This is a genomic window from uncultured Umboniibacter sp., from assembly GCF_947497555.1.
Taxonomy (GTDB): domain Bacteria; phylum Pseudomonadota; class Gammaproteobacteria; order Pseudomonadales; family DSM-25080; genus Umboniibacter.
In genome coordinates, this window is the sequence record NZ_CANMGY010000012.1 from 35,136 (window position 1) to 49,185 (window position 14,050).

Consider the following 14,050-nt stretch of genomic DNA (forward strand, 5'->3'; position numbering starts at 1 on the left):
CACGAAGCCTGGTCGAGGCGCTTAGTTAGCTATCGCGAAAGCGGATTCGCGACAAGCTCGGCGAGTGGATACCCGCTGAAACGTTTGCTTTCACGCATAATAACATGCGTGGCGATGTTATTAATCTCCGGGCAGCGATCAATCAACTGACTAGTCAGCTCCATATACCGAGTCATATTGGCGCAGGCAAAGCGAATAATAAAATCACAGTTGCCGCTCACCGTATACGCATCTAATGCTTCAGCCGTGGCTTCAACCTGTTCTTCCAATACTCTAAACGTGTCGGGAGAGTGGTTGCTGAGGCTGACCGATGCAATACATTGCACCGGTGAGCAGAGCCGCTCAATATCTACTTCAGCGCTAAAGGATTTTATCCAACCCTCTGCCTGGAGGCGCTGGAATCGCTGATGACAAGCACTTGGCGATAAATTAACAAGCTCCGCCAACTCCTTATTTGCCAAACGTCCATTAGCCTGAATAAGATTCAGAATACGTAGATCAAGCCTATCTAACATAGCGAGCCCTCGCATTAACCATTCGATGTTACCAGATCAATTGATTGCTTAAGCGTCGAAACCAGCTGATCAACTTCTTCACGACTAATGACTAACGGTGGCGAGATTGCCAGAGTTCCAACACTTGGCAATGGTCGAACAATGACTCCTGCCTCTCGACACGCATTGGCAACCTTAAGCGGCCACTTCTCAGAAGGATCAGGAAGCACTTTGTTCGCCTTGTCGGCAACGAGCTGAACACCTGCAATTAAGCCGCGGCCGCGAATCTCGGCTACATGGGGGTGATCACCAATGACCGCCTGAAGCTGCTCGTGCAAGTAGGCTCCGGTTTCACCGGCTAGCTCAACTAAGCCTTCCCGCTCAATAATTTCTAAATTTGCGAGGGCAACGGCTGCGCCAATTGGGTGACCACTATAGGTATAACCATGAGAAAACGCGCCCAACTTCTCTGAGCCTAATTTCATCACCTCCCAAATATCCTGCGTCATAAATACGGCGGACATTGGGAAGTAGCCGCTTGTTAGACCTTTTGCTGTCGCCATAAAGTCTGGCTTAATGTCGAGAACCTGTGAACCGAACCACTTACCTAAGCGCCCGTAGCCACACACCACCTCATCAGCAACTAGAAGAATATCGTTGGCTTTCAATAGTTTCTGGAGTTTTGGATAGTAGCCCTTCGGCGGCTCGATAACGCCACCCGCAGCATGAATAGGTTCTGCGAAGAATGCGCCGATATTCTCAGCACCTTCGCGTTCGATGAGCTGCGCCACTTCATCAATAAGACGATCACAAAATTGCTCCTCCGTCTCCCCGGCTTTACCTCGGGTATAGAAGTGGGGGCACTCGGTACGCAGGACAAAATCTAGCGGCAGTGGGAATTCTTTATGGAAACCACCCAGCCCGGTCAAGGATGCTGTGGATATTGAAGTGCCATGGTACCCCTGTTCACGCGCAATCATTTTGGTTTTGCTGTGCTGCCCTTTCAGTGCAAAATAGTGCCAGACCAATTTGATGATTGTATCGTTCGCATCGCTGCCCGAGCTGCCAAAAAAGATTTTAGTCATCTGTTCAGGAGCTTTGCTGAGGAGTTTCTCCGCTAGCGCGACTTGCCAAGGATTCGAGGCATTAGAAAAAGTATGGTAGTAACTAATCTGCTGAGCAGCTTGTTGCATGGCATCAGCTAATTCCTTTCGTCCATAGCCTACATTGACACACCACAAACCACCTACGGCATCCAAAAGTTCTCGTCCTTCTGCATCAGTAACTGTGGAGCCCTTAGCCGAAGTGATCATATCTGGCCCATTGGCCAGTAATGCCGTTATCGAAGAAGCTGGATGTAATAGAACTTCTGCATCCTTGGCCATCAAGTTCGCCATATTTTCTTTCATCGTCTAATCTCCTAACAGAATACTGAGCGGGTGTTAACAACGACCGCCTTGATGCGAATTTTATTCAATTAACTCGCAATCTTTTGGTCTAGAAAAGTGATAGACCATCTTTTAGCATTGATAGATTCTGGGGCATATCGTCAATTTCTTCAACGAATTTAATTCTGTTATCAATTTCTTTTCCGCAACTATTACGTCCCATTTTGATGCAGACTAGCTTTACCGATATGAATCTGAGCAACTTATGAGCGAAAAGGTATTACAAACTATTAAATCGTCACTGCTTTCCAAGCTTGAACTAGAAGCTGATTGGATAATAGCCGAAACTCGACGACTAGCCGAATTTAATTCTGGCACAACTAACGTCGACGGTCTCAATTCTGTCGCGAACGAGCTAACCCAGCTGTTTGGCGAGTGGGCTCATAATACCGAGCAGCGAGCCCTTCCGGCGATCGAATCGGTTGTCGCGGGCGGGACGCTAGATCGTTGGGAGACTTCGCCGATGCTGATCTTCTCACGCAACGAGCACGCCCCACTGCAATTGCTGTGTACCGGCCATTACGACACAGTCTTCCCAGCCGATAGCTCGTTCCAAACAACTTGGGTGGAAGGTAATCACCTGCGCGGGCCCGGCGTTGCCGACATGAAAGGTGGCCTCATGGTTCTTCTGGCCACCCTTAAGGCGATGTCACAAACGCCACTTGATTCGTTGGTTGGCATAACGGTTGCGATATCTCCCGAAGAGGAGATCGGCTCGCCTTGCTCAGCCATAGAACTCACTAAGTTAGCGAAGAATAAACACTATGGCCTAACCTACGAGCCGGCGCTTGCTGACGGTACTTTAGCGGGCGCAAGGAAGGGGAGTGGCAACTTCAGCATGGTGATCAAAGGATTAGCGAAACATGCGGGTAGGGAATTTTTCAAAGGTAAGAATGCGATCACCGCGGGGGCTGAATTTGCCACTAAGATAGAAGCCCTTAGCAACCGCGATAGTGGCCTAACAGTTAACGTAGGAAAAATTGAAGGTGGCGGCCCAGTAAATGTGGTTCCGGAGTTAGCGATTGTTCGTTTTAATATCCGTGTAGATCAACCGGCGGATACGCGTGTGATTGATACGATTAATAAGCTTGCCAAAGCTATAGCCGAAGACACCGGTTGCACGTTCGATTTACATGGCCACTTTAATCGCCCACCGAAGCCGATGACTCCGGAGCAGCAAGAAATGTTCGAGCTCCTTCGGTCCTGTGGTGCTGAGCTCGGTCTCGACGTGCAATGGAAGCCCACTGGCGGCTGCTGTGAAGGTAACAATTTGGCTGCGGCTGGATTGTTGAATATTGATACCCTCGGCGTTCGTGGAGGTCTAATCCATTCAGATGGAGAGTTTGCCTGCCTTGATAGCTTTGCTGAGCGCGCGCAATTATCCGCCTTACTCATCGCAGCACTCGCGGAGAAGACCATCCCTAACCTCAACTCACTCCTTGGAGACAGTTAATATGCTAGTTATCCGACCGGTGGAGTTAGGGGATGTCGAAGACCTGCATGCCCTCGCGCTAAAGGCGGGCAAAGGTCTGACGTCCCTCCCGCCAGATCACGAGACGTTAGCAGCCAAAGTGCAACGTTCGACTGAGAGCTTTGCGCGCTCGAAAAATCATGTAGATGATTATTTCCTTTTAGTTATGGTCGATACTGCGGCGTCTCGTGTTGTTGGCACCGCAGCGGTTTACGGTACCACGGGGACTCGTCAGGCATTCTATGCCTACCGCCTAATGTCCGTTACTCATCATTCTCATTCCTTAGATAAGCAAATTCGAGCCGAGATGCTGCACTTGAGTAACGACTATACCGACTGCGCTGAGGTTGGCACGCTCTTTCTAGACCCAGCGTATCGTGGTAACGGCCATTGGTTATCGCGCTCACGCTACCTATTGATGGGACAGCATCCGCACCGTTTTCAACCCTATGTAATCGCGGAGATGCGTGGCTGGCTGAATGAAGAGGGGGTGAGCCCATTTTGGGAAGCTATCGGGCGTCAATTCTTTGACATGAGTTTTGAGGAGGCAGATAGATTGTGCGGCATAGGCTCCAACCAGTTTATTACCGAGTTAATGCCTAAGCACCCTATTTACACCTGTATGCTTCCCGATTCGGCCCAACAGGTACTGGGTAAGCCTCACGTTGATACGGTTCGCGCCGTCGAATTACTAGAGGCTGAAGGTTTCGAATACGACAAAATGATCGATATATTTGATGGTGGCCCGATTCTTCGCGCCAAGGTTGCCAACCTATTCAGCGTCAAAGCCACTGCCCATAAAGCAGCTACGATCGACGACGAACTAGGCACTTCGCCGAAGCCCATCTATATGCTGGCTAATAGCTCTCTAAAGAGCTTCCGCGTGGTGTGTGAGCCCGCTGTCATGGCCGGGCAGACGGCAGCGATCACGAGCGCCACCGCTGCACAGCTTAACATTGCCAGTGGCGACGAAATTCACTTGCTTGATACAGGTAAGACTTCATGAGTAACTATATCAATGGGGCATGGACTGTCGCTCATGGTCCCGAGATGCGCTCTTTTACACCGTGCGAAACCAATCTAATTTGGCTGGGTAATGAATCAACCAAGGCCGATGTCAATGAGGCTATTGAAGGTGCTCGGCTAGCTTTCCCCAGCTGGTCTGCAAGACCACTTGAAGAGCGCATTGTAGTCCTTGAGGAATTTGCCGCCCAACTAGCATCCCGACGCAGCGAGCTTGCCACCACCATCCATTGCGAAACGGGTAAGCCAGAATGGGAAGCGGACACAGAAGTGACTGCCATGATCAACAAGGTAGCCATTAGTATTCGGGCCTATCACGAGCGAACTGGTCACGCTCGTAACGACAATCTTGAACTGCAGCATCGTGCTCACGGGGTGATGGCGGTATTCGGGCCGTATAATTTCCCAGGTCACCTTCCAAATGGGCACATAGTTCCAGCACTCCTGGCTGGTAATACCGTTGTCTTCAAGCCTAGCGAACAAACACCAACCGTTGCCGAACTGACTATGAAATGTTGGCAAGCGGCCGGTTTACCGGCGGGTGTTATCAACGTGGTCAATGGTGCCAAGGAGACGGGTATCGCTCTCGTAAACGGAGACATCGACGGCGTACTTTTCACTGGTTCCTCGCCAACTGGCACGGCCATTCACCGCAGCCTTGGCGGTCGACCTGAGGTCATTGCAGCGCTAGAGATGGGGGGGAATAACGCCATTATTGTATCGGCACATAGCGATCCTGTTCATGCTGCAGAGCTAGTATTACAGAGTGCATTTCTGTCGGCCGGTCAACGATGCACCTGTGCGAACCGCCTTATATTAGTTGAGAGTGACGTGAGTAACGCATTCACGGATCATTTGAGTGAATTGATGGCGCGCGTGATTGTGGATGGCGCCGTGGACCAAAGTTCCGAAGCCTTTATGGGGCCGGTAATCAATCGCCATACGGCTAGACAGTTACTCGATACTCAGGCTGCCTTGGTCGATGCAGGCGGAATATCACTACAAATCATGACAGCACTTGACGAATTTGGGGTACGTCTCAGCCCCGGGCTCATTGATGTAACGAACGTCGGCCAAGTTCCAGACGAAGAACTATTTGGCCCGCTACTTCAACTTACCCGAGTCAACTCCTTTGAAGAGGCTATCTCTCAGGCCAATCAAACTCGCTATGGACTTGCCGCCGGTTTGATCTCCACCGACGAGACAGAGCAGAGCATCTTTCTAGCCAACATTCGTGCGGGTGTTACCAGTATTAACGCTCCAACAGCAGGAGCTTCTAGCGCCCTTCCCTTTGGTGGTGTTGGCGCCAGTGGTAATCACCGCCCTAGCGCTTATTACGCCGCCGATTATGTGGCCTGGCCTCAGGCAAGCATGCACGGCGCGGCAACCCGTTCACAATCGCTAATTACACGAGGTTTAACGAAATGACGTTTCATGAGATGAACTTTGATGGTCTTATTGGGCCTACTCACAATTACAGTGGCCTCGCGGTAGGTAACTTGGCATCGGCAAAGAATGCTAAAAATACGTCATTCCCCAAGGAAGCTGCACTTCAGGGCATCGAAAAGATGCGCACGCTCGTTCGTAAGGGCTATAAACAGGGTTTCTTCCTACCTAATGCTCGCCCCGATCTGAGCGTGCTGCGAAACCTTGGCTTTACCGGAACTAATAGCCAAATGATCAACAAGGCTGCTAAACAAGCGCCAGAATTACTAAGTATGGTATACAGTGCGTCAAGTATGTGGGCCGCTAATGCGGCAACTGTCACACCCTCTTTGGATTCAAGAGACGGCAAAGTTCATTTTACGCCCGCGAACTTGTTAACCACCGCCCACCGGGCTATCGAACACCCACAAACTGAACGAATATTAAAAACCGTCTTCAACAACAGCAAATACTTTAAGGTTCATTCGGCACTCTATAGTCAGAATGAGTTCGCCGACGAAGGCGCCGCGAATCACACTCGCTTAGGCGGTACTTATCAAGAGCCCGGTGTTGGTCTGTTTGTCTACGGCCGGTCCAGTCAAGCTAATTTAACTCGTTTTCCTGCGCGCCAAACCCTAAAGGCCAGCCAAGCTATAGCACGCTCGCATGGTACGCGCGAGGCGCTATTCCTGCAGCAGAGCTCGGTCGCTATTGATGCCGGTGCCTTTCACAACGACGTGGTTGCCGTTGGGAATGGGCCAGCCCTCTTCTTCCATGAAGATGCTTTTGTCGCGGAGCAACAAACTGCGATATTTTCGTCATTAGCTGAGCAGATGCCCTTTAAGGCTATTTGCGTCTCCAGGGATGAGGTGAGTCTGGCCGATGCGATCAGCAGCTACTTATTCAATAGCCAGTTGCTCGCTAATCCGGACGGGTCAACGGGCGAGATGCACCTTATTGCCCCCACTGAGTGCCGAGATAACAAAGCGGTCTTCGCCTATTTGGAGCGTTTGATTGCAGATACCACCCAGCCCATTCGCAGCGTAACGTATGTGGATGTTCGGCAATCAATGAGTAATGGCGGCGGCCCTGCATGTTTGCGACTGCGCGTATTGTTGAGCGACGACGAAATTGCCGCAGTGAACCCCAACTTTATCGCGACAGAGGAACAGCTTAATGCGCTAAGCGATTGGGTTAATCAGCATTATCGAGACGAACTCGCACCCGCGGACTTAGCGGATCCTGAGCTGATGATTGAGAGTTACGACGCGCTCACCGACCTCGCGGATTTGTTGGGCTGTGAGGCTGCTTATAAGTTTTAGTGGTGATCTTTTACAAACTCACCCAAGTGACAGAGCGTGAATTAAATCACACTTGTGCAAATTTGAGACAATTACCTAGGTAACTTCCACTATAGTTGATGAGTCAGCAACAAAACTCATTATAGCGCTGACCATCAACTAGAGGGATTTTTAGTTGGTGTTCCACAACCCAAAAGGTATTGTTTATGTATAAAAAACTACTTGCTTCAGCGGTCCTCGCCGCTGTTGGTGCCCAAGCTTCAGCTGATGCGCCTACTTTCTCAATGAGCGATGAAGTTGCCAATGTACAGAACCGCTGTATTGTTCAGTTCAACGATTCTGTAGCGACCAACAAAGTTACTGGCCTGGCTAACGCAATGGCTCGTCGCGGCAACTCTTCAGTTCGTCACGTGTATTCCAATTCGATCAAAGGCTTCACGGTTAATATGCCATGTCACGCCGCTGCGAATGCATTTGGTGGTGACGCTGAAGTAGCTAGCATGCAGCCAGACGGTGTAGTATCTGCCTCCCGCGGTAAGCCAGGTGGCGGCGGTGGCACTGCCGGTCAAGTTGTGCCTTGGAGCGTCACCCGTGTAGGCGGAGCCGTGGATGGCACTGGCTATACAGCATGGGTAGTTGACTCAGGTATTGATCTTGATCACGGCGATCTTAACATAGACAGCTCTCGTGGCTTTAGCTCTATCTGTAAAGGCAGTACTTGCTCAATGGATGATGACAATGGTCATGGTACCCACGTTGCTGGCACCATCGCAGCGCTTGATAACGATCAAGACGTAATTGGCGTTGCTGCGGGTGCTACCGTTGTTCCTGTTCGTGTACTTGATCGTCGCGGCAGCGGCTCTTGGTCAGGCGTTATTGCTGGTGTTGACCACGTAGCAGCCAATGCTCAGCCAGGCGATTGCGTTAACATGAGTCTTGGTGGCGGTGTGACCCAAGCTCTGGATGACGCTGTTATTGCGGCAGCTCAGCAGTCGGGTGCGTTCTTTGTATTAGCAGCGGGTAACGATGGCGATGATGCAAACAATCATTCTCCTGCTCGCGCCAACGGTAACAACGTTTTCACCATCTCTGCTACCGACATCAATGACAACTTGGCCTCTTGGTCTAACTTTGGCAACCCGCCAGTTGACTACGCGGCTCCGGGTGTGAGTATTTTGTCACTCGGCAAGGGTGGCGGAACCGCTACTATGTCTGGTACCTCTATGGCCGCTCCAGCAGCCTGTGCGGTGATCATGATGCGCAATGGTAACCCATCGACTAGCGGCTTCGCTGGTAACGACAATGATGGTACGCCTGATCCAATCGTGTCACTATAATTTAGTGTCACCAAGGATTTAAGGTAAGGGGGCTTTAGGCCCCCTATTATTATGACTGAACATTTTATCGCCAAGTTTCAAAACCTACTCTCCTCCGATGAATGCACCGATTTGATCGCGTTATTTGAGCAATCTCAAGACCATCATCCTGGTCGAACGGGCAGCGGTGTGGACCCCTCGAAGAAGAACAGCCTGGATTTAAACATTTCAGCAAACGCAACATGGCATCCCTACACACAAGTCATCGAGCAGCGTGTTATGGCTGCTATCACGGACTATGCACGCAGTTATCCGCACATCGTAACGGGAGCCATTGCACCGTCCATCATAGATCCTAAATCAGGTCAGCCGCGGTCGATTACTGCAGAAGAACTCGCCGGCCTCAATGATCAAAACCTTGGACAAATCATCAAACAGATATTCCGCCTTGATGGCTTTAATATGCAGCGCTACTCACCCGAGGTGGGTGGCTACCATCACTGGCACAGTGAACAATTCCCTCACCCTAGCGACCCAACCCAAAAATCGCTCCATCGAGTTTTGCTAGTGTTAATTTACGTGAATGATATTAACGATGGTGGAGCGACCGAGTTTTTTCATCAGCAGGTTGCCATTCAACCCGAAGCTGGCGCACTGGTGTTAGCACCCTGCGGCTTTACCCACACCCATCGCGGCCTTCGCTCAGCAACACAAACAAAATATGTACTAGCGTCTTGGGTGATGTATCAACCCGCAGAGCAGCTCTATGCTTCATAAGCCGCTCTCCTAGCCTTCGTAAACCACTTAGGAATTCAACTGATCAATGCTTGCCTATCGTTGAGGATGACGCTTTAATGCACACCTCAACAGATAGGATATATTGTGAATAGCATTGCCCTCTTTATCATCGCCTCCCTTATTTGGGGCACTACCTGGATCGCAATTACTTTCCAGCTAGGCGACGTTGCTCCCGAAGCGTCTGTGAGCTATCGCTTCGCTATTGCATCTATTGGTATGTTAATCATTGCCAAGTGGCAGCGAGTAGATATTCGGGTGTCATGGCGCGCACAACTTTGGATGGCGCTGCTCGGATTGTTCTATACCATTAACTATATCTCGGTCTATCGAGCTGAAGCGGAGATCTCCTCGGGGCTCGTTGCGGTCGCCGGCAGCGGTATTTTGTTTTTTAATATCGTGCTGTCGCGCGTACTTTTCGGCTATCTCATCACACGGCAGTTGGCGATTGGCTCGCTTCTTGGTCTAGCAGGAATTGCGGTATTATTCGCACCAGACCTGATTGCCTTTGAACCGCGCTACGCAATCGGAGTTAGCTTTGCGATTGTTGCCGCACTAGCCGCTTCTAGCGCCAATATGGTGGCCGTTAAGAATGGTAACGCCGGGCATAGCATTATCACAACCAATGTCTGGTGGATGATTTGGTGCACGGTGTTCACTGCACTTGCCGTACCCTTGACCGGAAATAGCTTTAGCTTTTCCTGGGAACCTAGCTATTTAGCGTCACTCTTCTACCTAGCCATTTTCGGTTCAATCGTAGCGTTTACCAGCTACCTGTCTCTGATGAAAAATGTGGGGCCCAGCAAGGCCGGCTATATCGCGGTGATTACGCCTGTCTTAGCGCTGCTAATATCAACGGTTTTTGAGGATTTAGTTTGGAAGAGCACAGACTATCTTGGTGTCTTGCTAATTATTATTGGTCAGGTGGTAATTTTTAAACGCAAGGCGGTAACGCCTCTGAGTGACGATGAGCCACATGACGACAATAATAAGCGAAGTTGAATCTCTCGCTGCGAATATTCGGCAGAGAAATTCGATGCTAGAGATAAGGCGCTAACCACTTAGTAAACTGAGCTAAGTCCAAAGCACCCGCCAAACGATTGAGCTCTTTGCCGTTGCGATAGACTGCAATGGTCGGCAGTGAGCGAATATTGAGTTCCCTCGCCAATAATTCCTCGGCTTGCGTATCCACCTTGATGAAGCGCGCTTGCTGATCAAGCACCTCGGCAGCACGTTTAAAGGTAGGAGCGAAGCCTCTACACGGCCCACACCAGTCGGCCCAGAAATCTACCACCAGTAACTGATCGGATTTGTCTCTAGCACGGAGGAATTGAGATCGATTATAACTTACTGGCCCACCTGTGAAGATTAACTGCCGGCACATGCCGCAATGCGGTGTAGCCGCCAATTTATCCTCTGGAACTCGATTTAAACCTGAACAATGTGGACACATTAAAATCACAACGTTCTCCTCAGATTTTTACAACATTTCACAGCGCTTACTCAGCACTTACTCAGCAAGCTGACTCATAACAGGATAATAGATTTGCCCCCAATCGTCATCGGCAGACTGTAACATCACCGAAATGACTGCAGGAACTAACTCTTCCAATAATAGTGCTCCTTCCGAAACCTGAGAGCGATTCACTGAACTCTTGAACGTGGCACCACCAAACATGATCTGGTTCCTCAGCACGCTTAAGCGGTCCAATACTAAGCCTAGTATCTTTGCCCCCTCTCGCTCAGTGAAATATCGAGATGCCCGCAAACGCTGACGGGTCAAAACGGCATCCCACTCTGGGTTATTATCGCGCTGGTGTTCCCAGAATTCTTGCATCACATAGGGGTTCTCGAGTAATGATGCAACGGCATTGGGGTAGGTATTCCAGATCACACTTTCCACCAGCTTTTGCTCATCCCTTGAAATCAAACGCCGGATAAACAACTGGAACAGAGATCGCTCGCCAAGCTTGGTATGTTGCTCGTCGGCAACACCCAGACAGGCACTGAAGGCTATCCAAAGTGTAATGAAGCGCAGATCGTCAGAATCGCTCTCATTTGCGCTCGATAGCCAGCTAATCGCACGATGGAGTCGAGTGGCTAGTGGCCCATTAATTGAGCGCGACTTTAAGCTGGCCTTGAGGCTTTCGGGAGAAGTATTCATTTCACTAGAGTAACCCGAGTCGATAGCGGGATTCAATTGAAGCATAGAGTTGTTCGCGAAGATAAAACACGGCATTCATATTGCCGGTTTAAGTCCTAGGGCAACGTGACCACTTGTCCCTGCTCCGCTAGACCAGCGAAAGTGCCGTCAATGTCCTTCGCTGCTAACCGCCAATCGTCCTCATAGCTCATTAGATACAATTTTTTGCAGGTCGCTACCGAATAAGAGGACTTAAGCGATTCAAAATGAGCGTGAACGGGACTAATTTCAGCCACTGAGGCATCATGAAAACCTATTTCGAAGTTGAGTTCATTAACAACCTCTGGAATCGCCTTGGTATCCCCAGAATAAAACAAGTAGTTATCAATAAGAATGCCAAACGCCGACTTATCTGGGGCATGATCCACAGGTATTGAATGGATATGATGACCTCCGAAACTAAACTTATGGTCCTGAATGAATTGCACATCAAAGTAATCCGCTAATACTTGGCTCTTACCATTAATATTGCCCAATGACCCTTTTAGAGTTTGCTCCCAGAGCTCGTTTTCGAGTTCGGGTTCGAGGAATAACTTCGGGCGAGTGTTTAGTTTAAAGCGGCTTTCGAATGCTAACCGCTCTAGACCGAAAACATGATCGCCATGCACATGAGTGATGTAAACCGCGTCGATATCAGCCCAGCCATATCCCTGTTCATGTAATGCGAGCTTTGCAGTGTGCCCGCAATCGATAAGCAGGTTGCCACTTGTGCAGCATAGCAGTGCATTATTATTAAAATGCCTTAGTGACTCGGAATTACCACAGCCGATAATTTTAAACTGACTTACACTTTGCATGCGCCTTGCCTTATCATCCAAATTATCTTTACGTCTATTAGGAATCCAAAAAACTCTATTTAACTTTCATCTCGAATTTATTCAAGCAGACATCAGAAAAACTGACTATTGCCCTACATTTTCCACGATTTCAGCCCAAGGAGTGTGAGCCATTACTCACGCCACAAACCTATATCTGCCACCAAGTTTTGGCGTCTCGCCAGATTTCGTTAGCCGCGTTATGACCCGGTGCACCCGTTACACCTCCTCCTGGATGAGTCCCCGAGCCACAGAGATACAACCCCTTAATGGGGGTTCGATAATCCGAGTAACCATGAATAGGTCGGTTGGTATATAGCTGATCAAGCCCAAGCGAACCATGCATAATATCTCCACCAATCAAGCCAAAATCACGTTCTAAATCTAAGGGAGAGAGAATCTTTCTACCCATGACCGCGGCCCTAAAATTCGGCGCGAACTCGCTAACTAAATCAATAATGCAATCGGCGGCCTCTTCCCGATAATCGTCCCAACTACGCTCGTCTTTGAGCTCGGGAGCAAAATGCTGGCAAAATAGCGATGCCACATGCATACCAGGTGGCGCTAGACTGTCATCCACGGTACTCGGAATCAACATCTCAACAATCGGCCGCGCGGACCAACCGTCTGCCTGGGCGTCAAGATAGGCTTGGTGCATATAGTCCATAGTTGGCGACATGACGACACCGCTTTGATGGTGAGGCTGCATCGTAGTTCCTGGCTTACAGGAGAAATCTGGTAATTCAGACAGGGCAACATTCATCCGAAAGGTGGCTGAACCACATCGGTAGCCGTCGATCCTGCGCTTGAATTCAGAAGAAAGGTGTTCACTCGCGACCAACTGCTGGAATAGCAGTTTGGGATTAGTATTAGAAACCACTCGCTTAGCATAAACGATCTCACCGCTACTCAGTCTCACCCCCACAGCACTACCCTGCTCGACTAATACTTCATCAACCCCCGCTGAGGTCTGGATGTCAACGCCCAGTTCAATTGCCGCAGCCGCCATCGCTTGAGTGATGGATCCCATTCCGCCCACCGCATGACCCCAAGCTCCACTAACGCCGTTAACCTCACCAAAAACATGGTGAAGTAATACATACGCTGAACCAGGAGTGTAGGGACTAGCATAGTTGCCAACCACCGAATCGAAGGCGAAGATTGCCTTCACATGATCATTCTCGAACCATTGATCAAGGACCTCGGCCGCGCTCTTTGTAAAAAGATCAATGACATCTCGACGTCCAGAGTCTTTGATTTTATTCAGCGATCCAGCCATCCGGAAGCCACGCATGATATTGGCGAAACCTGCGCCGTAGTCTATTGGTGTTTCCAGTAACATCGCCCGCAGGAAGTCAGCGACCTGTTCTAACATATCGTAATAAGCGGGAAGTGCTTCGGCGTCTGCCGTGGAAAAGCGTGCGAACTCCTGTTGAGTTTCTTCCAAGGTTGAGCCTAGTTGTAAGCTCTCCGTGTCGTTAATAGGAAGGAAGTTCGACGTGGGGCGATTAAGAATTCTTAAACCATGACGATACAAGTCCATCTCATCAATGATCTTGGGATTGAGTAAACTTACTGTATAGCTTGCCGTAGAGTTACGAAACCCCGGATGAAACTCCTCGGTGACCGCGGCGCCACCGATCACATCACGTCGCTCCAGGATTTTCACCTTTAAGCCTTTCTTTGCCAAGTAGTAAGCACATACCAAACCGTTGTGACCACCACCGATAACTACGATATCGAGCATTAAACTAAGCCT

Annotated in this window: 13 protein-coding genes; 7 read left to right on the forward strand and 6 right to left on the reverse strand. The window is 49.7% G+C overall.

The window, feature by feature from the left end:
* Positions 1-29: 29 nt before the first annotated feature.
* Positions 30-515 carry an Lrp/AsnC family transcriptional regulator gene (locus tag Q0698_RS12005; RefSeq protein ID WP_298636897.1) on the reverse strand — a complete coding sequence of 162 codons (486 nt, stop codon included), beginning with the start codon at positions 513-515 and terminating at the stop codon, positions 30-32.
* A gap of 14 nt (positions 516-529) precedes the next feature.
* Complete coding sequence (locus Q0698_RS12010; RefSeq protein ID WP_298636898.1) at positions 530-1,903, reverse strand: aminotransferase; 1,374 nt, start codon at positions 1,901-1,903, stop codon at positions 530-532.
* A gap of 244 nt (positions 1,904-2,147) precedes the next feature.
* Here Q0698_RS12010 and Q0698_RS12015 point away from each other — a divergent pair, with 244 nt between their 5' ends.
* From Q0698_RS12015 to Q0698_RS12045, 7 genes are all read left to right on the forward strand, one after another.
* A complete protein-coding gene (locus Q0698_RS12015; RefSeq protein ID WP_298636899.1) occupies positions 2,148-3,395 on the forward strand; it encodes a hydrolase in 1,248 nt (415 codons plus the stop codon).
* A 1-nt stretch (position 3,396) separates the two neighbouring features.
* A complete protein-coding gene (locus Q0698_RS12020; protein ID WP_298636901.1) occupies positions 3,397-4,419 on the forward strand; it encodes an arginine N-succinyltransferase in 1,023 nt (340 codons plus the stop codon).
* Entirely contained in the window at positions 4,416-5,864 is a 1,449-nt protein-coding gene (gene astD / locus Q0698_RS12025; RefSeq protein ID WP_298636902.1) for a succinylglutamate-semialdehyde dehydrogenase, read from the forward strand. Before Q0698_RS12020 ends, astD begins: the two co-directional genes overlap by 4 nt.
* A complete protein-coding gene (gene astB, locus Q0698_RS12030; protein ID WP_298636903.1) occupies positions 5,861-7,183 on the forward strand; it encodes an N-succinylarginine dihydrolase in 1,323 nt (440 codons plus the stop codon). The genes astD and astB overlap by 4 nt, the downstream gene beginning before the upstream one ends.
* Before the next feature lie 185 nt (positions 7,184-7,368).
* Complete coding sequence (locus Q0698_RS12035; protein ID WP_298636904.1) at positions 7,369-8,499, forward strand: S8 family serine peptidase; 1,131 nt, start codon at positions 7,369-7,371, stop codon at positions 8,497-8,499.
* Positions 8,500-8,550: 51 nt separating this feature from the next.
* Positions 8,551-9,255: a 2OG-Fe(II) oxygenase gene (locus tag Q0698_RS12040; RefSeq protein ID WP_298636905.1), complete on the forward strand. Its 705-nt coding sequence runs from the start codon at positions 8,551-8,553 to the stop codon at positions 9,253-9,255.
* Positions 9,256-9,360: 105 nt separating this feature from the next.
* Positions 9,361-10,275 (forward strand): EamA family transporter, encoded by a 915-nt coding sequence (locus Q0698_RS12045; RefSeq protein ID WP_298636906.1) that lies wholly within the window; start codon positions 9,361-9,363, stop codon positions 10,273-10,275.
* A 37-nt stretch (positions 10,276-10,312) separates the two neighbouring features.
* On the opposite strand, the gene trxC is transcribed toward Q0698_RS12045, so the two are convergent.
* The 4 genes from trxC to Q0698_RS12065 form a co-directional block, all read right to left on the reverse strand.
* Complete coding sequence (gene trxC / locus Q0698_RS12050; protein WP_298636946.1) at positions 10,313-10,726, reverse strand: thioredoxin TrxC; 414 nt, start codon at positions 10,724-10,726, stop codon at positions 10,313-10,315.
* Between the two features lie 57 nt (positions 10,727-10,783).
* Positions 10,784-11,482: a HEPN domain-containing protein gene (locus Q0698_RS12055; protein ID WP_298636907.1), complete on the reverse strand. Its 699-nt coding sequence runs from the start codon at positions 11,480-11,482 to the stop codon at positions 10,784-10,786.
* 50 nt (positions 11,483-11,532) lie between these two features.
* A complete protein-coding gene (locus Q0698_RS12060; RefSeq protein WP_298636908.1) occupies positions 11,533-12,273 on the reverse strand; it encodes an MBL fold metallo-hydrolase in 741 nt (246 codons plus the stop codon).
* A gap of 169 nt (positions 12,274-12,442) precedes the next feature.
* Positions 12,443-14,038, reverse strand: a complete 1,596-nt coding sequence (locus tag Q0698_RS12065; protein WP_298636910.1) for an NAD(P)/FAD-dependent oxidoreductase — start codon at positions 14,036-14,038, stop codon at positions 12,443-12,445.
* Between the last annotated feature and the right edge of the window lie 12 nt (positions 14,039-14,050).